This is a genomic window from Rhizorhabdus antheiae, from assembly GCF_049889055.1.
Lineage (GTDB): Bacteria > Pseudomonadota > Alphaproteobacteria > Sphingomonadales > Sphingomonadaceae > Rhizorhabdus.
The window spans coordinates 180,714-204,405 of record NZ_JBLTWO010000003.1 but is presented as its reverse complement, the minus strand read 5'-3'; the positions used below and the strand labels follow the sequence as shown (position 1 = coordinate 204,405).

Annotated in this window: 17 protein-coding genes; 8 read left to right on the top strand and 9 right to left on the bottom strand. The window is 64.7% G+C overall.

The features are described 5' to 3' along the window. Positions 1-114: 114 nt before the first annotated feature. Entirely contained in the window at positions 115-2,295 is a 2,181-nt protein-coding gene (locus ACNI3R_RS08505) for a KAP family NTPase (protein ID WP_426181971.1), read from the top strand. Positions 2,296-2,861: 566 nt separating this feature from the next. Here ACNI3R_RS08505 and ACNI3R_RS08500 read toward each other — a convergent pair. Further along, on the bottom strand, positions 2,862-3,677 hold the full coding sequence (locus tag ACNI3R_RS08500; RefSeq protein ID WP_426181968.1) for a type 1 glutamine amidotransferase domain-containing protein: 816 nt from the start codon (positions 3,675-3,677) through the stop codon (positions 2,862-2,864). A gap of 298 nt (positions 3,678-3,975) precedes the next feature. Between ACNI3R_RS08500 and ACNI3R_RS08495 the strand changes: the two genes are divergently transcribed. From ACNI3R_RS08495 to ACNI3R_RS08485, 3 genes are all read left to right on the top strand, one after another. Next, positions 3,976-4,551: a hypothetical protein gene (locus ACNI3R_RS08495; protein WP_426181965.1), complete on the top strand. Its 576-nt coding sequence runs from the start codon at positions 3,976-3,978 to the stop codon at positions 4,549-4,551. Between the two features lie 130 nt (positions 4,552-4,681). Continuing rightward, a complete protein-coding gene (locus ACNI3R_RS08490; RefSeq protein WP_426181963.1) occupies positions 4,682-5,107 on the top strand; it encodes a hypothetical protein in 426 nt (141 codons plus the stop codon). Continuing rightward, positions 5,074-5,961 (top strand): cobalamin B12-binding domain-containing protein, encoded by an 888-nt coding sequence (locus tag ACNI3R_RS08485; protein WP_426181960.1) that lies wholly within the window; start codon positions 5,074-5,076, stop codon positions 5,959-5,961. The genes ACNI3R_RS08490 and ACNI3R_RS08485 overlap by 34 nt, the downstream gene beginning before the upstream one ends. A 19-nt stretch (positions 5,962-5,980) precedes the next feature. Here ACNI3R_RS08485 and ACNI3R_RS08480 read toward each other — a convergent pair whose 3' ends face one another. Beyond that, positions 5,981-7,369 (bottom strand): HAD-IA family hydrolase, encoded by a 1,389-nt coding sequence (locus tag ACNI3R_RS08480; protein ID WP_426181958.1) that lies wholly within the window; start codon positions 7,367-7,369, stop codon positions 5,981-5,983. 61 nt (positions 7,370-7,430) lie between these two features. Between ACNI3R_RS08480 and glmU the strand changes: the two genes are divergently transcribed. The 4 genes from glmU (at position 7,431) to ACNI3R_RS08460 (ending at position 13,853) form a co-directional block, all read left to right on the top strand. Then, positions 7,431-8,789, top strand: coding sequence for a bifunctional UDP-N-acetylglucosamine diphosphorylase/glucosamine-1-phosphate N-acetyltransferase GlmU (gene glmU, locus ACNI3R_RS08475; protein WP_426181956.1), 1,359 nt, complete (start codon positions 7,431-7,433; stop codon positions 8,787-8,789). An 87-nt stretch (positions 8,790-8,876) separates the two neighbouring features. After that, entirely contained in the window at positions 8,877-10,703 is a 1,827-nt protein-coding gene (glmS, locus tag ACNI3R_RS08470) for a glutamine--fructose-6-phosphate transaminase (isomerizing) (RefSeq protein ID WP_426181954.1), read from the top strand. 96 nt (positions 10,704-10,799) lie between these two features. Beyond that, positions 10,800-12,104: a UDP-glucose dehydrogenase family protein gene (locus ACNI3R_RS08465; protein ID WP_426181951.1), complete on the top strand. Its 1,305-nt coding sequence runs from the start codon at positions 10,800-10,802 to the stop codon at positions 12,102-12,104. A 102-nt stretch (positions 12,105-12,206) separates the two neighbouring features. Next, positions 12,207-13,853, top strand: a complete 1,647-nt coding sequence (locus tag ACNI3R_RS08460) for a GMC family oxidoreductase (RefSeq protein WP_426181949.1) — start codon at positions 12,207-12,209, stop codon at positions 13,851-13,853. Between the two features lie 74 nt (positions 13,854-13,927). On the opposite strand, the gene ftsH is transcribed toward ACNI3R_RS08460, so the two are convergent. The 7 genes from ftsH to ACNI3R_RS08425 all read right to left on the bottom strand — a co-directional run bounded on the left by ftsH (position 13,928) and on the right by ACNI3R_RS08425 (position 23,690). Continuing rightward, positions 13,928-15,883: an ATP-dependent zinc metalloprotease FtsH gene (gene ftsH / locus ACNI3R_RS08455; RefSeq protein WP_426181947.1), complete on the bottom strand. Its 1,956-nt coding sequence runs from the start codon at positions 15,881-15,883 to the stop codon at positions 13,928-13,930. A 79-nt stretch (positions 15,884-15,962) separates the two neighbouring features. Continuing rightward, entirely contained in the window at positions 15,963-16,883 is a 921-nt protein-coding gene (tilS, locus tag ACNI3R_RS08450; RefSeq protein WP_426181944.1) for a tRNA lysidine(34) synthetase TilS, read from the bottom strand. Positions 16,884-16,943: 60 nt separating this feature from the next. Then, a complete protein-coding gene (locus ACNI3R_RS08445) occupies positions 16,944-17,852 on the bottom strand; it encodes a tetratricopeptide repeat protein (protein WP_426181941.1) in 909 nt (302 codons plus the stop codon). Positions 17,853-17,922: 70 nt separating this feature from the next. Further along, positions 17,923-18,912 (bottom strand): helix-turn-helix domain-containing protein, encoded by a 990-nt coding sequence (locus ACNI3R_RS08440; protein WP_426181938.1) that lies wholly within the window; start codon positions 18,910-18,912, stop codon positions 17,923-17,925. A gap of 113 nt (positions 18,913-19,025) precedes the next feature. Then, entirely contained in the window at positions 19,026-21,305 is a 2,280-nt protein-coding gene (gene ptsP / locus ACNI3R_RS08435; protein ID WP_426181935.1) for a phosphoenolpyruvate--protein phosphotransferase, read from the bottom strand. Positions 21,306-21,417: 112 nt separating this feature from the next. After that, positions 21,418-22,434 carry an NAD(P)H-dependent flavin oxidoreductase gene (locus tag ACNI3R_RS08430; RefSeq protein WP_426181932.1) on the bottom strand — a complete coding sequence of 339 codons (1,017 nt, stop codon included), beginning with the start codon at positions 22,432-22,434 and terminating at the stop codon, positions 21,418-21,420. Then, positions 22,434-23,690: an aspartate kinase gene (locus ACNI3R_RS08425; protein WP_426181929.1), complete on the bottom strand. Its 1,257-nt coding sequence runs from the start codon at positions 23,688-23,690 to the stop codon at positions 22,434-22,436. Before ACNI3R_RS08425 ends, ACNI3R_RS08430 begins: the two co-directional genes overlap by 1 nt. Positions 23,691-23,692: the final 2 nt, after the last annotated feature.

The window sequence follows — 23,692 nt, the reverse complement described above, 5'->3', positions numbered from 1 at the left end:
TCCCGCGCAAATTACAGCCTCCCGAAAGCTGCCGTTGATTCGGATGCACAGCAACTCCAGCCGATCCGGTTGCAATCGTCCTCAAACGGGAGATGATGATGGCCGGGGGTCGTGATGGATTTCGTTAGTAATATCGCCCGAGAAGACCGGGCAATTGGTGGTACGCAACAAGACCGTCTGGATCGCGGGCCGTTTGTCACGAGCCTCGCTCGGTCGCTGGTCCATGACATCAAAGATGGTGACGGAAATCTAACCGCACGGCGGGCGACAGGATTTGTGATCGGTCTTACGGGCGTATGGGGGCTCGGTAAGTCGAGCGTTCTGAAGTTGCTCCAGCTTGAACTGAGTTCGATGAGCAATGTTATCGTAACGACGTTCAACCCATGGCTTTTCAATGGACGCGACGAACTCGTTCGCGCCTATTTCAACTTACTTCGCGAAGCGATGGGGCGTAGCAAGGCCGAGAACCGGAAGGAACTGGTCCGATCGCTCGACAGATATTGGTCTGCGATCGACTGGACGGGCAAAGCGGTTGCAGCATATGCGGACGTCCATGGCGGTGCTGGAAAGGTCACAAAAGCTTGGGGGTTTGTGAGCAACGGCATAAGAGTTCTTCTACGCGCCCCGAAAGAGGCGTCGCCGGAAGAAGACCGAAAGGCGCTCGAAGCTAAAATTGCCGCGTCGAACTGTGCGATTGTCGTTCTTATCGACGAACTCGACCGCGTTGAGGATGAAGAGGTTCGGGCGGTTGCCCAACTCATTAAGGCTGTCGGCGAGATCCGCGGCATTTCCTATTTGGTAGCCTACGATCCGGGACGCGTCGCCGATGCGCTTGGCAAGGGGCGGAACCCCGACGAAATTAGAACCACAGGCGAGGCATATCTGGAAAAGATCATCCAGTATGCAATTCCTCTCCGGCCCCTGTTTCCGGGCGATATTGACGCCCTCTTGAATGCGGGCTTCATCGAATACAACCTTGTTTTGCCGGAACCGAACGAGGAGCAACAGCTCCTGCTCACTACGATGAAGCGCTTGATCAGGACGCCCCGTGATGTGAAACGCCTGATGGGCTCCTTCGCGACCCTTCATGCGATCCTGGGGAATGAAATAGCGTTCTACGACGTGCTGTCCTATTCATGGTTGATCGCGAAGGCCCCCACCCTGCGCGATGCGATCGCCAGCGAGCTCGAACAAATGGTCGATGACCCCGGCGATGAAGAAATGGCCTCACGTGTCGTGTCGCGCCTGCAAGCAGCAGGAGGGAGGAACGAACCACCCTCGGTAACAGCCGTTCTGGGTGAACAAGCGGCCCAGCATGAGCCGGTCATTAGAATGCTATTTCCTCGTTTCGCTGAAGAAACTCAGCGTCGTCAAACGCAGAGCGAGCCTGTCGCAGCCGATCGTCTCTCAAAGCGCCGGAACCTGATACGAGCCTTGTACCTCGGCAACCCTCCGGAGATGGTGACGCGCAGCGAGGTCCAAGCGGCATGGCTGGCCAACGATAGCGCCAGTCTCACTGCGTTTATGACCAGCGCTGATCTGGATAGGCAGCTCCGCGATCTGATATCGGGAGTTGAAGAACTTCTGCCGGAATTGCCCCCAAGTGGTGATGTGACGTTCTGGCCGCTCATCGCTGAAACCATCGTCAGGGCCCATGATTGGGTGTGGGGGCCCGAAGAATCTCGGTGGGTCGCTGACGACGCGACGGCGACGCTCCTGCGCTTTGGTGCCGCCAGCAAACCGACCCGCGAGCGTGTGCAACACGCGATCAACGCACTTATTGCTGCTGGCGATCTAATCATCGTGCCCGGCGTTATCCGAAAGAACTTGTTCGCCCTCGGGATGACAAAACACAGCCAAGCCCGAGGAGGAGACGCGACATATGAGGCGGAAGAGCTAGCCCGGCTGCTTGAATCAGAGATTCCGCGCTATCGTGCTGCGGTTCTCGAAGGGACGGCACTTCGCAGATTGCCTAATGTCGAGGCGATCTATGTGTTGGGAAATCTCAACTGCTGGGACGATGAATTGCGATCCTCGTTCACAAGCCAGCTTAATTCGGTAGAAGCCCTCACCACTTACGCTGCGCTCGTGGTGCCGCCCGGCTACAGCGCCGATCGAGATTCGCTGGAGCAGTTTTTCGATGGTGAGACGATTTCCGCTAGGCTAGACGCCATCTTTCGCGGGCCCCCACCTGTATTAGACGATTGGTTAATGGGGTGCCTACGTAGGCTTCGCGCAATATTGCTCGGTCGCGATCCTGACTTTGACCCGGATGTCGGGCAGGTTGAGGCCTAAATTAGCGACGACCTCGATGACGGTGCCAGTGCATTGATTTCCATGTCGGCCCGGCCGGGCCACCCACAATCCGGGGCGTCAGTAAGGACACCGCCGGGCGGCCGCCTATGTCGTCCGCTACAATTCCGAAGCCAGCACCACGATGAGTCCCCGCTTTTGTGCCCAGTCGGATAAGCAGGCTATGCGATCTGCGTCGATGCCCTTCCGAATAAGCACCGCACCGCTCTCCAAGGAGTATCTTGCGGAGGGCGCGTAGCCGCCGCGCTCCGGATAGGTTCGAAGATCGACCCGACAGGCTGCCGCAGCACCTCGGAATTCGTCGATCGTGGGTATCGACGCAGAGACTGTTGCGACGGCAAGCACAGTAGCGTGGGCCAACATAGCAGGACGCTCTCCCTCATCGTGAATGCGGTCAAGCGGCGGAGTGTCGCATAACCGTCTTGGTCGAAGGCGACGAAATGCGATGGCAGTGCGGCAACCGCCCGGTCTTGCGCAGCGGGCACTATGCCCTCCGCCGCATCAGCAACACCGAAAGCTGGTTAGCCGCACTGTCATCGCAGCCACGCTCAGGCCGCTTTTGCCTTGAGCGCTTCCATCACCAGTTCGGCAGTGCGGGTTGCCGAAACGGGGTTCTGGCCGGTGATGAGGTTGCCGTCGCGCAGGGCAAAGGGCTGGAAATCAGGGCCGCCCTCGTGATGCGCGCCGAGTTCCTTCATGCGGGTTTCGAGCAGGAACGGCACGGCCTGATCGAGGCCCACCGCGCGCTCCTCGCTGTCGGTGAAGGCGGCAACGCGCCTGCCTGCCACGAACGGCGTTCCATCGGTTTTCTTCGCCGATACGAGACCGGCAGGCCCATGGCAGACGGCGGCGACGATGCGCCCCTCGCGGTCGAACCGCTCGATCAGGCGGGCCAGCTCTTCGCTGCCCGGATAATCGAACATCGTGCCATGCCCGCCCGGCAGGAACACTGCGTCATAGCCGGTGGTATCGATGCTGGTGAAGGCGGGCGTGTTGGCGACCTCGGCCTGAAACGCGGCATCCTTGAGGTAGCGTTCGACCGAGGCATCGTTCTCGCCATCCGCATTCACGCTGCGCTGGTCGACGGGGATGGCCCCGCCCTTGATCGAGGCGAGCGTCACGTCGGCCCCGGCATTGCGGAAGGCATAATAAGGCGTGGTCAGTTCTTCGAGCCAGACGCCGGTCGGCTCTGTGCCGGGGGTCATGCGATCGGCGGAGGTGGCGATCATCAGGATACGGGCCATCGGAAGGGTTCCTTTGCGTGATGAGAGGACGGAGCGCGCCAAGGCCGCCGTTACCGGCGTCATGGCTGCCGCCGTGACTACGGCGGAGATGCCGGTCAGGATCCCGCGTCTATCGAACATTCCATCGCTCCCTGGTTGCGAAGGAGAGATAGGCACGAGCGGCGATCATGAAATCCAAGAGGAAAGGTACGCAGCCATAATTTTCGTTATGGAACTGTTATAACCGCGATCGGCTGGCCACCATGTCCCTGCTTGGGATGGCGCAGCTCGGAATGACGATGACGTGCAGTCATTGTCATGCGGTGCAGCGGCCAATTCGCGATCTGTCGCGTTGGCGAGGCGCAGCTTCATTTACAGTGCCACACTGAGATAACAGCGCGCGATTGCGGAATCTTCCGTGATGCATTTAGATCGGGCTATGGACGCACTTCCCGAGCCCCCGCCCTCGTACGAGGAGGTCATAACCCGGAAGCTCGTCGGATGCGGCCTTTCCGAGCACGGGCTTAGTGTGTCCTACCACGACGATCTCCAGTCCTATACGATTGTGGTCGGTCCTTCCGCGAAAGGCACAGCAGCAAAGTTTGCATGCATCCGTGATGCTGCAGCAGGCGCGATTGTGATTTTTGCGGACCCAGAGTTGGACAGTCAGTACGACGCTTTCGTTGAGGAATTGCACCGTCCCGAGACGATTGCCGAGGCAGAGGCCGCGTTATCCGCTTTGGGGCTGCTTGAAGGCCTTCCCCGTCGCACTGATTTCGCGAGCGACGCCCCGTTCGCCGAAGCCTTGGAAATGCACTGCGGTTTACAGAAGGGCGAAGCGATCCGACCGTTCGGCGATATGTTCGCCGTTGAACCACCCTCCGGCTCTCGGAAAGCGTCCCCAACGGCTATGGAGCGATATTTTTGCTTGCTTTCGGCAATGCGATTGGCCGGCGCGAGGGGCGAATTGAAATTCGGCTTTGTCGGAAAAGAAGCTGCCACAGTACCGGACTGAACGGTACCGTCAGCCTGCAATCAACCCTGTCAAAATGCCCCCACCAATCTCACGCCCCGAGCAGCAGCGAATCCTCCTTACCGAGCACAAGCACCGAACTCGGACACCAGCCCGCCACACGACGCGCTGGATGTTGTTGCGGATCAGCGTCGAACGCCTCGGTGAGATCATCGCGCTCGGGCAGGCGGGAGAGCATGCCGAGGGTATGCTGGACATCCAGCCCGCCGGAGCGCCGGACATGGTCGTGCTGGCCGAAACGCGAGGTCGGGTCGACGGGGTCGAGGTCCTCGGCGGAATGGCCCTGGCGGATGATCGGGATGCTTACTGCGCACCTCTATTCAAGGGGTTGCCGCGCGTGCCACCCACAACCCCGGATATGTCCACGCGACCCAGAGCCTACGGGAAATGGTGCAGCGGCAACCTAAGCTATCGACACCTGCCGTCCGATGTGTTGATCTCAGACATTGCGATCGCCACCAAGGCGGGGCGCGGAGAGAGTTTATGGGGCAGGCGATCAGTCCGTTGGCGAGACCGGCAATCGACGGTCAAGGCCTGAAGCGGCTCGAAACGCACTTTATCGCTCCGGAATATTATCGCCGCGAAGACGTGGCAGAGCGCCAGGCGAAGCTGGCGCGCATCGTGTCGAACGAGATAGTCCCGCGGCTGCTCAGGCTGCATAGCGAGGCTGTTCCGGCTGCCCCGCCCGTCAAGCTCGTCATCGAAACGCTGGCCCCGACCAGCGCCGATATCACGGGCCTTGCCGACATCGTGCTCGGCAGTGATCTGGAGGCTGCCGCCGCTTATGTGCTGGTTCTCCGCGACCGTGGGCTTTCGATGGACACGCTGTTCCTCGAATTGATCGAGCCTACCGCGCGCCTTCTCGGCGAGATGTGGGACCGCGACGAGTGTGATTTCATCGACGTCACCCTGGGCGTCGCCCGGCTGCAGAAGCTGCTGTCGATCTTCAACGACACCTATACCCTGCTGGCGCTGGACGAACGTCGCCATGTCCTGATGGCGATGACGCCGGGTAACCAGCATTCCTTCGGGATCAAGATCGTGGAACGGTTCCTGCTGGCTGCCGGTTGGAAGGTCCGGACGGAGCTTGAGGGAACGTCCGCTGACATCGCGGAGGTCGCCAAGAACAGCTGGTTTGCGGTCGTCGGGCTTACGGCGGGATCGGAGCGACAACTCGAGAGCATGAGCTCGACGATTGCGCAGATACGCCGGGAATCTCGCAATCAGGCGGTCGGCATCATGGTCGGCGGGCCGATGTTCACCGCCAATCCGTCGCTTGCTCAGGATGTCGGTGCAGACGCCACGGCCCCTAACGCGCCGTCCGCCGTCATTGTCGCGCAGAAACTGTTCGACCTTTCAGCGGCTGCATTCCACGGCGCTGCGCGGGCGTAGGGCGCCCTCCCCCCAATTCTCACGCCCCCCGCAGCAGCAAATCCTCCTTGCCCAGCACCAGCACCGAACTCGGGCACCACAGCCGCCACTCGATGCGCGGGATATTGTTGCGGATCAGGGTCGGCTCGTCGAACGCGTCCGTGAGATCATAATGCTCGGGCAGGCGGAAGATCATGCCGAGGGTCTGCTGGACATCCAGTCCGCCGAAGCGCCGGACATGGTCATCCTGTCCGAAGCGTGCGGTCGCATCGGCGGGTTCGAGCGGGCCCAGGTCCTCGGCCGAATGCGCGTCGGGGATGATCGGGATGCAGCAGAGCTGCTTGCCCTCGGGCTTCAGCGCGCGGTGGAGATGGTAGAGCACCGCCGTCACATTGCCGGGAATATGCTCCATCACATGCGAATGGATGATCAGGTCGTAGCTTTCGGACGGCAGCGCCGCCGCATCGCGGACTAGGTCCATCGCGCGGATGCCGGGGACATGGGGGAAGAGCGACGGATCGAAGTCGACCGGATCATAGCCCTCGCCCCACAGGTCGCGGAAACGCTCCGCGAAGCAGGCTTCCGGCGCGAAGTGGAGGACGCGCAGGCCAGGACGGAGCAGCCCTTCGCGCTCGAGCATCATCCACAGCAGCCGCGCCCGGACGTTCGAGCCGCAGCCGGCGCAGGTGATGTGCGGCCGGGAGCCGACCCCTTCGAAGCGCACCGAGCCGCAGATCGGACAGCGCATCCACTGCTCGTCCTGCCCCAGCCGTTCGAGCGTGGGAATGAGGTCATCAAAATGGTGGATCAGCGCGGTCGCGTCGAGCTGTCCGGGCGGGCGATCGGAGAAGCCGAAGCTGACCGCGACGGTGGGGATATTGGCGTTGCGGCCGGTGTCGGTGTCAGTGATCGAGTCGCCGACATAGGCCGCCCTGCCCCCGCCGCAGCGCGCGATCGCCTCGAACAGCGGCGACGGGTCGGGCTTGCGGACAGGCAGCGTGTCGCCGCCCACCACCGCGTCGAAGCGGTCGGCCCAGCCGAGTTCGTCGATACAGCGGCGGGCCAGATTCTCGGCCTTGTTGGTGCATACCGCCAGCTTCACCCCGCGCGCTGCCAGGGCGTCGAGCGCGTTGTTGAGCCCCGGAAAGATCGTCGTCCCGTCGGCGATATGGTCGAGATAATAGGCGATGAAGATCGGGAAGCCCTGCTCGACCAGCGCTTCGGTCATCTCACCGGTGGCCGCCAGCCCTTTCTGGAGCAGCGCGCGCGCGCCATGGCCGACCATGTGGCGAACGTCCTCGGGCGGCACCGGCGGGCGTCCCAGCGCACCCAGAGCGTGGTTCAGCGCGGCGGTCAGGTCCGGCGCGGTGTCGGCAAGGGTGCCGTCCAGATCGAAAGCGACGACGTCGAAGGGAAAATCAGCAGCCATGGCGCGCTCCATCGCCCGCCCCATATGGAAAAGGCAAGCGCTTCGTGGCAGAGCGTCGCGGATGACGCACCGTCCGTTCGCCGCCCTGATCCTTGCCGCCGGCAAGGGCACCCGCATGAAGTCCGATCTGCACAAGGTCCTGCACCCGGTCGCGGGGCGGCCGATGCTCGGCCATCTGATCGCGGCGGTCGACGAACTGGGGGCCGCGCGCAAGCTGGTCGTCACCGGCGCGGGGCGCGAACAGGTCGAAGCTTTCGTCGCACCGCTGGGCGTCGACGTGGCGACGCAGGAGCCGCAGCTGGGCACGGCGCATGCGGTGCAGCAGGGCGAAGCGGGCCTGTCGGGCTTCGCGGGCGATATCCTGATCCTCTATGGCGACGTGCCGCTCGTGCCCGCCGCGACGATGCGGCGCATGCTCGACCGCCTCGCCCAGGCCGATGCCCCGGTCGCGGTCGTGCTCGGTTTCCGTCCGGCCGATCCGCTCGCTTATGGCCGCATCCTCGCAGCGTCCGACGGCACGATAGAGGACATGGTCGAGTTTAAGGATGCCACCCCCGAACAGCGCGCGGTCGACCTGTGCAATTCGGGGCTGATGGCGGTGCGCGGCGAGCGGCTGTGGGCGCTGCTGGCGCAGGTCGGCAACGACAATGCGGCGGGCGAATATTATCTGCCCGACATCGTCCGCATCGCCCGCGCGCAGGACGAACGATCGGTCGTGATCGAGGCGGAGGCGTGGGAAGTCGCCGGCGTCAACAGCCGGGCCGAGCTGGCCGCGGTCGAACGCGAATGGCAACAGCGCCGCCGCCTGCAGGCGATGGCCGACGGCGCGACGCTGATCGCGCCCGAGACGGTCTGGTTCGCGCATGACACGAAGGTCGGGCGCGACGTGGTGATCGAGCCCAATGTCGTCTTCGGTCCCGGCGTCACGATCGAGGACCGGGTGACGATCCACGCCTTCAGCCATATCGAGGGCGCGCATGTCCGCGCGGAGGCCGAGATCGGCCCCTATGCCCGGCTGCGTCCCGGCGCCGACATCGGCGAACAGGCCAAGATCGGCAATTTCGTCGAGGTCAAGAAGGCGCGTTTCGGCAAGGGCGCCAAGGCCAATCACCTGTCCTATATCGGCGACGCCGAGATCGGCGCAAAGGCGAACATCGGCGCGGGCACGATTACCTGCAATTATGACGGCTTCCTCAAATATCGCACGGTGGTGGGTGAAGGCACCTTCATCGGATCGAACAGCGCGCTGGTGGCGCCGGTGACGATCGGCGACGGCGCGATGGTGGCAGCGGGATCTGTGATCACCCGCGACATCGAGGCCGGCGCGCTGGCGGTCGCGCGCGGTCAGCAGGAAGCCCGCGACGGCTGGGCCACGCGCTTCCGCGAAGCGATGAAGGCAAAGAAGGCGGCCAAGGGCTGATGCAACGTCGCCGGCTTTCGTAAGTCGGCATTCATCGTGGCTCGATCATAGCCACGCGCGGTTGAACTCTGGTGGGGCTTAAGGTCGATGTGCGGCATTATCGGCATTGTGGGCAAGGAAGACGTTTCGGAGCGGCTCGTCGCCGGGCTTCGGCGGCTCGAATATCGCGGCTATGACTCGGCCGGCATCTGCACCATCCATGACGGCCAGCTCGAGCGGCGCCGCGCCGAGGGCAAGCTCGACAATCTCGCCCGCAAGCTGGACGCAGAGCCGCTGCCCGGCCTGATCGGCATTGCCCACACCCGCTGGGCGACGCACGGCGCGCCCACCCAGGACAATGCCCATCCGCACGCCACCGGCGAAGTCGCCCTTGTCCACAACGGCATCATCGAGAATTTCAAGCCGCTGCGCGACGAACTCATCGCCAAGGGACGGACATTCGAAAGCCAGACCGACACCGAGGTCGTGGCCCATCTGATCTCGGCCGATGTCGAAGCCGGCATGGACCCGGTCGAGGCGGTCCGCACCAATCTCAAGCGCCTGCACGGCGCCTTCGCGCTCGCGATCCTGTTCCGCCAGAACCCGGACATGCTGATCGGCGCCCGCCTCGGCTCGCCGCTGGTCGTCGGCTATGGCGACAATGGCGAGACCTATCTGGGCTCGGACGCCCTGGCGCTGGCTCCGCTCACCCAGCGGATCAGCTATCTCGACGAGGGCGACTGGGTCGTCATCACCCGCGAGAAGACCCAGATCTACGACCGCGAAGACCAGCCGGTCGACCGGCCGATCGTCCTGTCGGGCGCGTCCAACCTGACGATCGACAAGGGCAACCACCGCCATTTCATGCTCAAGGAGATTTACGAGCAGCCGATCGTCGTCGCCCAGACGTTGAAATCCTATGTCCGCCGGCTGGAGGATCAAGTCTCCCTGCCCGTCCCCGAATTCGACCTCGGCTCGATCCGCCGCGTGACGATCGTCGCCTGCGGGACCAGCTTCTACGCGGGCATGGTCGCCAAATATTGGTTCGAGCAGTTCGCCCGCGTGCCCGTCGACCTCGATGTGGCCTCCGAGTTCCGCTACCGCGCGCCGGTGATGGAGGATGGCGGCCTCGCCCTGTTCATCAGCCAGTCGGGCGAAACCGCCGACACGCTCGCGGCGCTGCGCCACGCGCGGGCCGAGGGCCAGAAGATCGCGGTGGTGGTCAACGTCCCCACCTCGACCATGGCGCGCGAGGCCGACCTGCTTCTGCCGACTCATGCCGGTCCGGAGATCGGCGTCGCCTCGACCAAGGCCTTCACCTGCCAGCTGGCGGTGCTCGCAGCACTTGCCGCCAATCTCGCCCGCGCCAAGGGACGTCTGTCCGAGCGCGAGGAGAAGGACATCGTGCGGCATTTGTCGGAGGCTCCCGCCGCGATCAACGGCGCGCTCGCTTATGATGCGACGATCGAGGCAATGGCCAGCACGATCGCCACCGCCCGCGACGTGCTCTATCTCGGTCGCGGCACCGACTATCCGATCGCACTGGAAGGCGCGCTGAAGCTCAAGGAAATCAGCTATATCCATGCCGAGGGCTATGCCGCCGGCGAGATGAAGCATGGCCCGATCGCGCTGATCGACGACAAGGTTCCCGTGATCGTCATCGCGCCGTCGGGCCCGCTGTTCGAAAAGACCGTGTCGAACATGCAGGAGGTCCAGGCGCGCGGCGGCAAGGTCGTGCTGATCTCCGACTATGACGGCGTGGCGGCGGCGGGCGAAGGCTGCATGGCGACGATCACCATGCCCAAGGTCCACCCGCTGATCGCGCCAATCGTCTATGCGATCCCGGTGCAGTTGCTGGCCTATCATGTCGCGGTCGCCAAGGGCACCGACGTCGATCAGCCGCGCAACCTCGCCAAATCGGTGACCGTCGAGTAACGGGACGCTCCCGAGCTGAGTTGAAATTGTCACGGCTGCGCCCTTATGCAGCCGGACGACGCGCCTGTTTCCGTGCGCAACGACAAGGATATAACGATGCGATTGGCGATCATCGGCACCGGCTATGTCGGCCTCGTCTCCGGAGCCTGTTTCTCCGAGTTCGGCCATGACGTGACCTGCGTCGACATCAACGAGGCGACCATCGCCAAACTGAAGGCGGGGCAGATCCCGATCTACGAGCCGGGCCTGGAAGACCTCGTCCGCCGCAACAGCCGGTCGGGCCGCCTGAGCTTCACCAGCGACATCACCGAGGGCGTACGCGACGCCGATGCGGTCTTCATCGCGGTCGGCACTCCGTCACGCCGAGGCGACGGCCATGCGGACCTGTCCTATGTGTTCGCCGCAGCGGAACAGGCCGCAAAGGCGCTGACGAAGCCTTGCGTCATGGTGACCAAGTCGACCGTGCCGGTCGGTACCGCGAAGCAGGTGGCGGAAATCGTCGAGAAGGCCCGCCCCGACCTGCGGATCGAGGTGGCCTCCAACCCCGAATTTCTGCGCGAAGGCTCCGCGATCGAGGATTTCATGCGGCCCGACCGCGTCGTCTGCGGCGTGTCCGACGACAATGCCAAGGCCGTGCTGCGCGACATCTATCGTCCGCTGTCGCTGCGCGAGGTGCCGATCCTGTTCGTCGACTGCGCGACGTCCGAGCTGATCAAATATGCCGCCAACGCCTTCCTGGCGGTGAAGATCACCTTCATCAACGAGATCGCCGATCTGTGCGAGAAGGCCGGCGCCAATGTTCAGGCGGTCGCCCAGGGCATCGGCATGGACAAGCGTATCGGTAGCAAGTTCCTGCATGCAGGGCCCGGCTATGGCGGCTCCTGCTTCCCCAAGGACACGACCGCCCTGCTCAAGACTGCCGAGGACCATGAAATCCCGCTGCAGATCGTCAAGGCGACGGTCGACGTGAACAGCCAGCGCAAGCGCTCGATGGGACGGCGCGTGATCGCGGCGGCGGGCGGATCGGTCAAGGACAAGAAGATCGCGCTGCTCGGCCTGACCTTCAAGCCCAACACCGACGACATGCGCGACAGCCCCAGCATAGATATCGTCCGCGTGCTGCAGGACAACGGTGCACAGGTCAGCGCCTATGATCCCGAAGGCCGCCATCAGGCCGAAGCGATGCTCGACGGGGTCGAATTCGCCGACGATGCCTATCAGGCGATGGACGGCGCCGAGGTGCTGGTCCTCGTGACCGAATGGAACGAGTTCCGCGCGCTCGACCTCGACCGGGTCCGCCGCTTGCTGAAGTCGCCGACGATCGTCGATCTGCGCAACATCTACCCCCCCGAGCAGATGCGCGCAGCCGGCTTCGAGTACAGCTCGATCGGCCGGCCCTGATCGCGACGGCCGACCGACGCGAGCCGACCTGATCTTTCCGCCGATGGGCGACCGCCCCGGCTGGCGCTATGCCCGTCGGAAAGAAGCGGCGAGAGGGTTGCAATGGCGGAATCCCGCGCGGTCGAAGCGGCGATCGACTTCGGCAGCTATGATTATGTGATCGCGGGCGCCGGCACCGCCGGCAGCCTGCTCGCCAACCGCCTGTCCGCCGATCCGCGCAACCGGGTGCTGGTGCTCGAGGCGGGCGGGCAGGACGACTGGATCTGGTTCCATATTCCGGTCGGCTATCTGTTCGCGATCGGCCACCGCCGCGCCGACTGGCTGTTCGAGACCGAGGTCGAGGCTGGTCTGGGCGGGCGCAAGCTCGCTTATCCGCGCGGCAAGGTGATCGGCGGATGCTCGTCGATCAACGCAATGGTCTATATGCGCGGTCAGGCTGCCGATTATGACGGATGGCGGCAACTGGGTCTGACCGGCTGGGGCTGGGACGACGTCCTGCCGCATTTTCTGGCGCATGAGGATCATTGCGCCGCCGATGGGCGCTTTCATCGCGCCGGGGGCGAATGGCGCGTCGAACATCCCCGCATCAGCTGGGAGATACTGGACGCGATCCGCTTAGCCGCAGAGGCAGCCGGGATCGCGCCGATCGCCGACTTCAACCGCGGCGACAATGAAGGCTCGTCCTATTTCCAGGTCAACCAGCGCAATGGCCGGCGGGTCAGCGCGGCGGGCGCCTTCCTCAAGCCGGCGCTCTCGCGCCGCAATCTGCGGCTCGAAACCGGTGTCGAGATCGAGCGCGTCACGATCGAGCATGGCCGCGCCACCGGAATCCTTTTTCGCAAAAACGGGCAACTGCATCACGCCGGGGCAAGCCGCGAGACCATCTTGGCAGCGGGCGCGATCGGCAGTCCCAAGCTGCTGCAACTGTCGGGCATCGGCGACCCGGAGCGGCTGACCGACGCCGGAGTCGCCGTTCGCCATGCCCTGCCAGGCGTCGGCGCCAATCTGCAGGACCATCTGCAGATCCGCCCGATCTACAAGGTGTCGGGCGTCCGCACGCTCAACAGCGACTATGCCAATCTGTTCAAGCGCGCGAAGATGGGCTGGGACTATCTGCTGTTCCGCAAGGGGCCGCTCACCATGGCGCCCTCGCAGATGGGGGCTTTCGCGCGTTCCTCCCCCGATCGGGACCGCGCCAATCTCCAATATCATTTTCAGCCGCTGTCACTCGACAAATGGGGCGACGGCCTGCACCGCTTCGGCGCCTTCACCGCCAGCGTCTGCAATTTGCGGCCGACCAGCCGGGGGCGGGTCGACCTCGCCGGCCCCGACCCCGCTCTGCCCCCGCGCATCCGCCCCAATTATCTGTCGACCGACGAGGACCGGCGCGTTGCGGTCGAATCGCTGCGGCTCACGCGGCGGATCGTCTCGCAGCAACCCCTGGCAAAATACCGGCCGGAGGAATATCGCCCCGGTGCCGCGGCCGAAAGCGACGAGGCGCTACTGCAGGCAGCAGCCGATCTCGCAACCACCATCTTCCACCCTGTGGGAACGGTGGCGATGGGGATCGATGGCGATCCGATGGCGGTTCTCGACGAACGGCTGCGCGTGCGCGGCATCGGCGGCCTGCGCGTGATAGACGCCTCGGCGATGCCCCGTATCGTGTCGGGGAATACGAGTTCGCCGACGCTGATGATTGCCGAAAAGGGCGCCGCGATGGCGCTGGAGGACGCCCGGCGAGCCTCTTGAAGCCCCTCCTCCACAAAAGAAAAGGGCCGGCGCGCTATTGCGGGCCGGCCCTTCAACTTTGCTGGGCAATAGCCTCAGGCGGGCTTGGGTTCGCCCCAGTTGCCGCCACCGGAACCGCCCGGGCGGCGGCTCTTCGGGATCGACGATCCACCCGAGTTCATCGCGGCCGGGGTACGTGTGTTGCCCTGGTCGCGGCCGATATCCTCGCCCTTGATGACCCGCTTCGACTCTTCGCCCGACAGCGTCTCATATTCGAGCAGTGCTTCGGCGAGGCGATGCAGTTCATCGATATTGTCGGTCAGCACCTTGCGTGCAGTCTGCTCGGCTTCCTCGATCAGGCGGCGGACCTCCTGGTCGATCATCTGCGCGGTCGCCTCGCTGACGCTCTGGTTGCGCGCGACCGAGTGACCCAGAAAGACCTCGTCCTGATTGTCGCGGTAACGCAGCCAGCCGAGCTTCTCGGACATGCCATATTCCATCACCATCGACCGGGCCATGTCGGTCGCCTGCTGGATGTCGTTGGAGGCACCCGTGTTCAGCTCGTCATTACCATAGATGATCTGCTCGGCGATGCGGCCGCCGAAGCAGAGCGCGAGCCGCGCCTTCATCTGCTTCATCGACATCGAGTAACGGTCGCGCTCGGGCAGGTTCCATGTCACGCCGAGAGCACGACCGCGCGGGATGATCGTCACCTTGTGCAGCGGGTCGCAGCCGGGCACGTGGAGCGAGACGAGAGCGTGGCCAGCCTCATGATAGGCAGTGGACTTCTTCTCGTCCTCGGTCATGACCATCGACTTGCGCTCGGCGCCCATCATGACCTTGTCCTTGGCCTCCTCGAACTCCTTCATCGCGACGAGGCGCTTGCCCTTGCGCGCCCCCAGAAGTGCCGCCTCGTTGACCAGATTGGCGAGGTCGGCGCCGGAGAAGCCCGGAGTGCCGCGCGCGATGGTGCGCGCATTGACGTCGGGGGCCAGCGGCACCTTCTTCATGTGCACGGCCAGGATCTTCTCGCGGCCCTCGATATCGGGGCGCGGCACGACCACCTGACGGTCGAAGCGGCCCGGACGCAGCAGCGCAGGATCGAGCACGTCGGGACGGTTGGTCGCGGCGACGATGATGATGCCTTCATTGGCCTCGAAGCCGTCCATTTCGACCAGAAGCTGGTTCAGCGTCTGCTCGCGCTCGTCATTGCCATTGCCGAGGCCGGCGCCGCGATGGCGACCGACCGCGTCGATTTCGTCGATGAAGACGATGCAAGGCGCGTTCTTCTTCGCCTGCTCGAACATGTCGCGCACGCGGCTCGCGCCCACGCCGACGAACATCTCGACGAAGTCCGAACCCGAGATGGTGAAGAAGGGCACGTTCGCCTCACCCGCGATCGCGCGGGCGAGCAGCGTCTTGCCCGTCCCGGGCGAGCCGACCAGCAGGGCGCCCTTCGGAATCTTGCCGCCGAGACGGGCGAATTTGGTGGGATCCTTCAGGAAGTCGACGATCTCCTGCAGTTCCTCGCGCGCCTCGTCGATGCCGGCGACATCGTCGAAGGTCACCCGCCCATGCTTTTCCGTCAGCATGCGGGCCCGCGACTTGCCGAAACCCATGGCGCCCGAACCGGCATTCTTCTGCATCTGGCGCATCACGAAGAAGGCGATGCCCAGGATCAGCAGGAAGGGCAGCGACTGGTAGAGCATGATCATCCAGAAGCTGGTCTGCTCGGCCGGCTTGGCGCGGAAGGTAACGCCCTTCTCGGACAGGCGCTGGATCAGCATCGGATCGCTGGGCGCATTGGTCGTGAAGGCGGAGCCGTTCGAGAATTTGCCGCTGACGACGCCGTCCCCGATGTCGGCCTCACGCACCGCGCCGTCATCGACGCGGGCGAGGAACTCGGAATAGGCGATCTGCTCCCCAGGCCCCGTGCGCGCCGAACTCTCGAAGATCGAGACGAAGACGACGAGCAGAAGAAGGATACCCATCCATATGGCGAGGCTCTTCATCCACGGATTGGGCTGCTTCGGCTCTTTGTCTTCATTCATCGGTCAGGTCTGCCTTTCAGAGGGCAAGATAGGCATCGGCGGCTTAATAACAATGGAACAGATCGAACAGGCGCCCCTTTCAGCGCCGGGGCGGAGCTTTCTCGATCAGGATGCGGCGGCCGGGCGACAGTTTCAGGCGTCCCACCGTCGCGGTCGACCCTTGCTCCAGCCGCCTCATGGCGCTGTCCAGCGTAGGGCCATCCACGTGCGAATCGGCACCGCCGATCAGCCTGGCGAGTATCCGTCTTGTAATCTCGCGCGGCAACCCCTCCACGTCGGCAAGGATGCGTCCATTAGGACAGGAGGTGACGCGCGACCGCATCGCTTCCTCCACCGTCCAGGCGAGCGCCTCCTCCGCCTCGGCCAGATGGACAGCGGACATGGCCATGCGGTCGATGTCGACTTGCCCGTCCAGGGTCGCGAGCAACCGGCGCACACGGCTGCGGTCGTGGCGCGGATCGCTGTTGCTGGGATCGTCGACGGTCGGAGTATCGGCCACCACCGCGCGCAACGCCTCCCGCCTCCAGCCGAGCAGAGGGCGGATCACCATGACGCGGCCGAGCGGACGACATGCACGAATGCCGACCAATCCCGATAGCCCCGCACCCCGGTCCAGCCGCATCAGCAACGTCTCCGCCTGGTCATCGGCATGGTGGGCCGTGGCGATCGCCATGAGCCCGCCGGCCGCTGCCCAGTCTTCCAGAGCAGCATAGCGCGCCGCCCGTGCGGCGGCCTGGATGCTGGCCCCGCGCTCGACCTCGACCCTCAATATGCTGTGGGACACGCCAAGTCTGGCGCAGGCCTCCGCGACGAGCGCCGCCTCGACCGCGGCTTCGGCGCGAAGGCCATGATCGACCGTCGCGCAGTCTATACGGTCGGGCACAGCCTCGGCCGCCAGCAGCAGCATCGCCATGCTGTCCGGCCCACCGGAAACGGCAAGCCCGATCCGCGCTGACGGATCGGGCAAGAGACGGTCGAGATCGGCCCGAAACCGCTCCACCAGATCCCGCCGTTCACTCATGAGCACCGGGATTGGCGAAGGCAGCGGGCGATCAGCCGCCTATTTGCACTTGGCATCGGCCCGGCCTTTGGCGACCATCTGCGCCAGCGGGCCACTCGCCACCTGTTCGGGATATTTGGCCGACATCACCTCATAGGCCTGGCAGGCCTTGTCGAACAGCGGCGGCTTACGCTTCATCAGCGCCTCGGCCATGAACACATAGCTGTGCGGCGCGCGCTCACCCTCTTCGACCTTGGTATTTTCGAAGAACTCGCGGATCGCCTCATTATACTGGCCATTGTCCAGATAGGCCCGGCCCGCGAGATTGCGGGCATAGCTGGCATATTTGTCCTTGGGATATTTGGCGTACATCGCCTTGAGCGCAGCGATCGCCTCCGGATATTTCTTCGCCATCCAGAGATCATAGCCGACCATATAGGCGTCCTTGCCGGGATTGCCGCTCGGCGGGGTCGCGGCAGGCGCCGGCGTGGTGGCTGCCGGAGCGGTCACCGCAGGGGCGGTGGCAGCACCCGGCTTTGGCGCGGGGGGCACGACATAAGGGAGGCTGGCCCCCGGTGCTGCGGCGCCCGGTGCGGCCGGGGTTTTGCCCTCCAGCGTGTTCAGCCGAAATTCGGCATCGCCCTTCATCTTGGCGAACTGATCCTCGAGCTTGCGCAGATTATAGCTGTTCTGCTCGACCTGGCCCGTGAGCGCGGCCAGAGCCTTTTCCAGCGCGTCGACGCGGCGCGTGAGGTCGATCACCGGCGCGTCGGCAGGCGAGCCCGCCGGAGCCGGAGCCGCCGCCTGCGGCTTGATCTCCGGCTCGAAATAGGTTTGCGCCCCGCCCGGAAACACCTTCCGCTGGACGGCCTTCATTTCCTTCTCGAGCTTGTCGACCCGCTTTTCGACGGGCATCGACTGCTGCGCCGAGAGCGGAGCTGCGGCCGAGACGAGCAGGAGGGCGATCATCGCCTTTTTCATTCTGAACTTCATCCCATGGTCGTTTCGGTAGAACAATGCGGTTTGAGGACGGCCCGGATCAAGGCTGCTCGCGCTGACCCGTCGCAGCGGCGGGATCGGACGCCGGAGCGACCGGCTCGGTCGTCGGAGCGACGCTGCGGAAAGCCGGAGGCAGCGGCGCCGTCCGGCGGCGACGCTCGGGCGCCGCGTCGCCCGCAACCGGTCCGACGACGTCTTCCGGCATCGCAGCATTGGCGGCGGCATCGCCCTCAGCGGCCGCTTCGGGCTTGGCGGTGGCGATCGCCACCAGCGCGTCGCGCTTGAGGCTGTAGGCGCGGACGAGACGATCGGGCTCGCCGATCGGCGGCAGGGCGGTCGTACCAATTGCGACACGCACAGATTGCGGACGCCCCGTGCGAAGAACCGGGTCGATCGCATCTTCGGGCAGCGTGTAGTTCTGCCCTGCCGGCAGGACGTTCATGAAATAGGTCCGCCCAGCGCGCTCGGACACCTTGAGCCACACATCCTCGATCGCGGTGACGGTGATCGGGCCGGTGGGAATCGCCGGTTCGGCAGGCGGCGGTGCGACGACTGGCTTGGGCGGCAACGGCCGATTATCCTCGACCGTATCGGCGGCGAGCCGCGCGAGATCGACATTGTCTTCCTGGAAGCGCAGCAGCAGATAGCCCATACCGAGCAGCAGGGCGACGCCGAGCGCGACCATCGCGAGCAGCCGCGACGGCACGCGCGAGGGATCGACCGGTTCATAGGCTTCCGGTTCGAAATGGCCGCGCCGCTCTTCGCCGAGTTCGTCACGGAAGGCGCGCGACAGAGCCGGACCGTCGAGCCCCAGCATCGTCGCATAGGTCCGCACGAAACCGACCGAATAGGGCGTGGCGGGCAGCCCTTCATGGTTGCCGCTCTCAATCCCTTCGAGATGCCGCAGCGGGATGCGCGTGCGTGCCGCGACGTCGCTCAATTCCATGTTCTGGCGCGTGCGTTCGGCCGACAATTGCTCGCCGACGCTCCGCGGAGCCATCTTCTGCCCTTCACCAGCGCTTTCGCTCATCGCGTACTCCTTCGCGCTCCGTGGCGATCACGCAGGCAGGACGGTCTCAAAACAGGTCTGCCGGCGCCGCACGAAGCGTCGTTCCCCCTGGCCGCCTAGGTCTGCCCCGCAAATCAGGATACCGCAACCCCATTGCGTTCGGCCCAGGCGCCGAGTTCGTCACGGAGGCTGCGCACCGGACGGGACAGAAAGTCCTGCATTTCCGCGCGCAACTTGCCAAGGTCGAGGGTGCGGAGCATCGCCTTGACCGGGCCGACCGAGGCTGGCGTGATCGACAGACGCCCGATCCCCAGGCCCACCAGCGCCATGGCCTCCAGCGGTCGTCCGCCCATCTCGCCACACACGCCGATCGGCACACCCGCGTCCAGCGTCTGACGCGTCACGCGGTTCAGGAAGCGCAGGATCGAGGGGCTCAGCCAGTCATAGCGCTCGGCGAGCTTCGGGTTGGCGCGGTCGGCGGCAAACAGGAACTGGGTCAGATCGTTGGTGCCGATCGACAGGAAGTCCAGGCGGGGCAACAGCATGTCGAGCGTCTCGGCCAGGGCCGGCACTTCGAGCATCGTCCCATAGCGGATCGCGTTGGGCACGCCCCGCCCATGATCGTGGATCCACTTCCGCTGCGCCTCGAACAGCGCCACCGCCTCGTCATATTCCCAGGGCTCGGAGACCATCGGGAACATGACGTTCAGCGTTCGCCCAGCCGCGGCCTCGATCAGCGCGCGCGCCTGCACCTTCATCAGCGCATCGCGCTCCAGCCCGAGGCGGATGGCGCGCCAGCCAAGTGCGGGATTTTCCTCCGCCACCTCGTCATCCGTCTTCAGATAAGGCAGCGCCTTGTCGCCGCCGATATCGACCGTGCGGAAGATCACCGGACGATCTCCTGCCGCTTCCATCACCTCGCGATAGAGACGCTGCTGGCGCTCGCGCTGCGGCAGAGTCGCGGAGACGAGGAACTGGAACTCGGTCCGGAACAGGCCGATGCCGTCGGCGCCGGTCACGTCGAGCGCCGCAATATCGTCGCGCAGACCCGCATTGACCATCAACTCGACACGGACGCCATCGAGCGTTTCCGCCGGCAGGTCGCGCATCGCGGCAAATTCGGCACGCCGCTTCTGGCTGACGACCAGCTTCGCATCGAACGCCTCTTCCATCGACGCGTTCGGGCGGACCACCACCGATCCGGTCGAGCTGTCGAGGAGAAGATAGTCGCCATCGACGATCGTGCGGCGGACATCCTTGACGCGACCGAGCACGGGTATCCCCATCGCCCGGGCCACGATCGTGACGTGCGCAGTCAGCGAGCCTTCTTCGAGGACCACGCCCTTCAGCCGGCGCCGGTCATATTCGAGAAGCTCGGCCGGCCCCAGATTGCGGGCGATCAGGATCGAGTCCTGCCGCAGGCCGAGCTGCGCAGCCGTCCCCAACTGGCCAGAGACGATCCTGAGCAACCGGTTCGACAGGTCTTCCAGATCGTGCATGCGATCCGCGAGCAGCGGATCGCCGATCTCGCGCATCCGCATGCGGGTCCGCTGCTGGACGCGTTCGATCGCGGCCTCGGCGGTCAGGCCGCTCTCGATCGCTTCGTTAATCCGCCGGATCCAGCCTTCGTCATAGGCGAACATCTTGTACATCGCGAGAATGTCCTGATGCTCGCCTGCCGCGCCGAAATCGGCTTCGCGCGTCATCCTGTCGATCTGGTCGCGCATCCGCGCAAAGGCGGAGATCACCCGATGTCGTTCCACCTCGACATCTTCGGCGACGGTATGTTCGATCTCGATCCGGGGCTGGTGATAGACGGCGCGGCCGCCCGCCATCCCCTCGACGAGCTTCAAGCCGAGCAGGCGCACGGCACTCGAGTCGCGCACACCCTTCGAGCCGGCGGCCTTCTCGTCGACCAGGCCCGCGCCCGCGATCAGTTCGGCGAGCACCATCGCGACCGTCTGCAGCGCCTCGACCTCGACCTCGTCGAAGCGGCGCTGGTCGCGGTGCTGGACCGAAAGGACGCCCACCGCCTGCTCGCGCCGGACGATCGGCACACCCGCAAAACTGTGGAACAGCTCTTCGCCCGTCTCGGGCTTGTAGGCGAAGTCCGGGTGGCTGGTCGCTTCGTCGAGGTTCAGCGTCTCGACATTCTTGGCGATCGTCCCGACAAGACCTTCGCCCAGCGCCATCTTGGTGACGTGGACGGCTTCCTGCTTCAGGCCACGCGTCGCGAACAGCTCGAGCACGCCATCGCGCAGCAGGTAGATCGAGCAGACCTCGGTCCCCAACTCCTCGCCGATGATCTGGACGACCTGGTTGAGCTTGGTCTGCGCGGCCGACCGCGACGCCATCACATCATGCAAGCGCGTCAGGATGGTGCGCGCGGCGGAGGTGGCGATCGACGGTGACATCAGGAGCCCGCTAACAGAAAGCGGCACCGGATTCCAACCTCGACGTACCGTTTCCGCAATCTCCCGTACATCCGGGGAGCGCTGGCCGGTGGCCGCGCCGGGGGGATTGCGGTCAGGCGGTACGCAATTCGAGTGCCGCTGCTGCTTCCTCGATCAGCTTTGCGACGATATCGGCAAGCGGTTCTTCGCGAGTCACCATGCCGACCGACTGGCCAGCCATCACCGAACCATGTTCGATATCGCCGTCGACGACCGCCCGGCGCAGCGCACCGGCCCAATAATGCTCGATCTGCAGCTGCGCCTCAGCCATCTCGACCTTGCCGTCGTCGAGCAATTGCGCGACTTCGCGCTGCTTGGCGGTGAACAGCTCGGACGAGGCATTGCGCAGCGCCCGCACCGGGATGACCGGCAGGCGCGGATCGATCTGAACGCTGGCCACTGCATCGCGCGCCGAGGCGCGGATGAAGGCCTTCTTGAAATTGGGGTGAGCGATCGATTCGGTCGCGCAGACGAAACGCGTGCCCAGCTGGACGCCGGCCGCGCCCATTTCGAGATAGGACGCGATCGCCTCGCCGCGGCCGATCCCCCCTGCCACGAACACCGGCAGGTCCTTGCCGACGACCGGCAGTATCTCCTGGGCCAGAACCGAGGTCGAGACCGGGCCGATATGGCCGCCCGCCTCCATGCCCTCGATCACCAGCGCATCGACGCCCGAGCGGATCAGCTTCTTGGCCAACGCCAGCGCCGGCGCGAAGCAGATCAGCTTGGCACCCGAGGCCTTGATCTTCTCGATCGCCCCGCCCGGCGGCAGGCCGCCGGCCAGCACGACATGGCCGACGCCATGCCTGGCGCACACGTCGATCAGCGCTTCGAGCTGCGGGTGCATCGTGATCAGATTGACGCCGAAGGGCTTCGACGTCAGCGCCTTCGTGCCCGCGATCTCGGCATCGAGCAGTTCGGGCGTCATCGCACCGCAGGCGATCACGCCGAAGCAGCCGGCGTTGGACATCGCCGCGACGAGATTGCGCTCGGAGACCCAGCTCATCGCGCCGCCGAGGATCGCATAGTCGCTGCCCAGCAGCTCGACGCCGCGCGCCATCAGCGCCGTGAGGCGGGTCGCGCCGCTCATCAGGCAGCATCCTCCGCATCGAGGCCATAGGCCGTGTGCAGCACGCGCACCGCCAGTTCGGTATAATCCTCGTGGATCAGCACCGAGACCTTGATCTCCGAGGTGGTGATCGCGAGCACATTGATGCCGCGCTGGGCAAGCGCCTCGAACATCTTGGAGGCGACGCCCGCATGGCTGCGCATGCCGACGCCGACGACCGAGATCTTGGCAACATTGGTGTCGTGGACCAGCTTCTCATAGCCGATCTTGCCGCGCTCGCGCTCGAGCACGTCGAGCGAACGGGCGAGTTCGGCCGAGGGGACGGTGAAGGTGACGTCAGTCGATCCGGTGTCGTGCGCGACGTTCTGCACGATCATGTCGACGTTGATATTGGCCTCGGCGAGCGGCGCGAAGATCGATGCGACCGCGCCGGGGCGATCCGGCACCTGCGTCAGCGTGATCTTGGTCTCGTTCTTGTCATAGGCGATGCCGGTGATGAGTTGGCGTTCCATGGCGCTTCCTTCGAGTTCTTCCTCGCTGACGATCATCGTGCCAGGCGTCGGGTTGTCGGTGGGCTGATCGAAGGACGAGAGCACCTGCACCCGCACCTTCTCCTTCATGGCGAGGCCGACCGAGCGGGTCTGCAGAACCTTGGCGCCGACCGATGCCAGTTCCAGCATCTCCTCATAGGTGACCTTGGCAAGTTTGCGCGCCTTGGGCACGATGCGCGGATCGGTCGTATAGACGCCATCGACGTCGGTATAGATGTCGCAGCGATCGGCCTTCATCGCCGCTGCGACAGCGACCGCCGAAGTGTCCGAGCCGCCACGACCGAGCGTCGTGATACGCTGATCGCCGGTGAGCCCCTGGAAGCCGGGGATGACCGCGACCTCGCCCGAGCTCATCGCCTTGCCGATCGCGTCGGAATTGATCTCCTCGATCCGCGCCGAGGCATGGGCGTCGGAAGTCGTGATCGGCAGCTGCCAGCCGAGCCAGCTGCGCGCCTTCACGCCCATCGACTGGAGCACGATCGCCAGCAAGCCGCTCGTCACCTGCTCGCCCGAAGAGACGACGACGTCATATTCGCGCGGGTCGTAGAGCGGCGATGCCTCGCGGCAGAAATTCACCAGACGATCAGTCTCGCCCGACATGGCGGACACCACCACGGCGACCTCGTTGCCGAGTTCGACCTCATGCTTGACGCGGTTCGCCACGTTGCGAATTCGTTCGATCCCCGCCATCGAGGTGCCGCCGAATTTCATTACGATGCGCGCCATAG

Excerpts from the sequence above, each read along its gene's own strand:
- ACNI3R_RS08505 (WP_426181971.1), top strand. The coding sequence starts at position 115 with ATGGATTTCGTTAGTAATATCGCCCGAGAAGACCGGGCAATTGGTGGT.
- ACNI3R_RS08500 (WP_426181968.1), bottom strand. The coding sequence starts at position 3,677 with ATGTTCGATAGACGCGGGATCCTGACCGGCATCTCCGCCGTAGTCACG.
- ACNI3R_RS08495 (WP_426181965.1), top strand. The coding sequence starts at position 3,976 with ATGGACGCACTTCCCGAGCCCCCGCCCTCGTACGAGGAGGTCATAACC.
- ACNI3R_RS08490 (WP_426181963.1), top strand. The coding sequence starts at position 4,682 with ATGTTGTTGCGGATCAGCGTCGAACGCCTCGGTGAGATCATCGCGCTC.
- ACNI3R_RS08480 (WP_426181958.1), bottom strand. The coding sequence starts at position 7,369 with ATGGCTGCTGATTTTCCCTTCGACGTCGTCGCTTTCGATCTGGACGGC.
- glmU (WP_426181956.1), top strand. The coding sequence starts at position 7,431 with ATGACGCACCGTCCGTTCGCCGCCCTGATCCTTGCCGCCGGCAAGGGC.
- glmS (WP_426181954.1), top strand. The coding sequence starts at position 8,877 with ATGTGCGGCATTATCGGCATTGTGGGCAAGGAAGACGTTTCGGAGCGG.
- ACNI3R_RS08465 (WP_426181951.1), top strand. The coding sequence starts at position 10,800 with ATGCGATTGGCGATCATCGGCACCGGCTATGTCGGCCTCGTCTCCGGA.
- ACNI3R_RS08460 (WP_426181949.1), top strand. The coding sequence starts at position 12,207 with ATGGCGGAATCCCGCGCGGTCGAAGCGGCGATCGACTTCGGCAGCTAT.
- ftsH (WP_426181947.1), bottom strand. The coding sequence starts at position 15,883 with ATGAATGAAGACAAAGAGCCGAAGCAGCCCAATCCGTGGATGAAGAGC.
- ACNI3R_RS08445 (WP_426181941.1), bottom strand. The coding sequence starts at position 17,852 with ATGATCGCCCTCCTGCTCGTCTCGGCCGCAGCTCCGCTCTCGGCGCAG.
- ACNI3R_RS08440 (WP_426181938.1), bottom strand. The coding sequence starts at position 18,912 with ATGAGCGAAAGCGCTGGTGAAGGGCAGAAGATGGCTCCGCGGAGCGTC.
- ptsP (WP_426181935.1), bottom strand. The coding sequence starts at position 21,305 with ATGTCACCGTCGATCGCCACCTCCGCCGCGCGCACCATCCTGACGCGC.
- ACNI3R_RS08430 (WP_426181932.1), bottom strand. The coding sequence starts at position 22,434 with ATGAGCGGCGCGACCCGCCTCACGGCGCTGATGGCGCGCGGCGTCGAG.
- ACNI3R_RS08425 (WP_426181929.1), bottom strand. The coding sequence starts at position 23,690 with ATGGCGCGCATCGTAATGAAATTCGGCGGCACCTCGATGGCGGGGATC.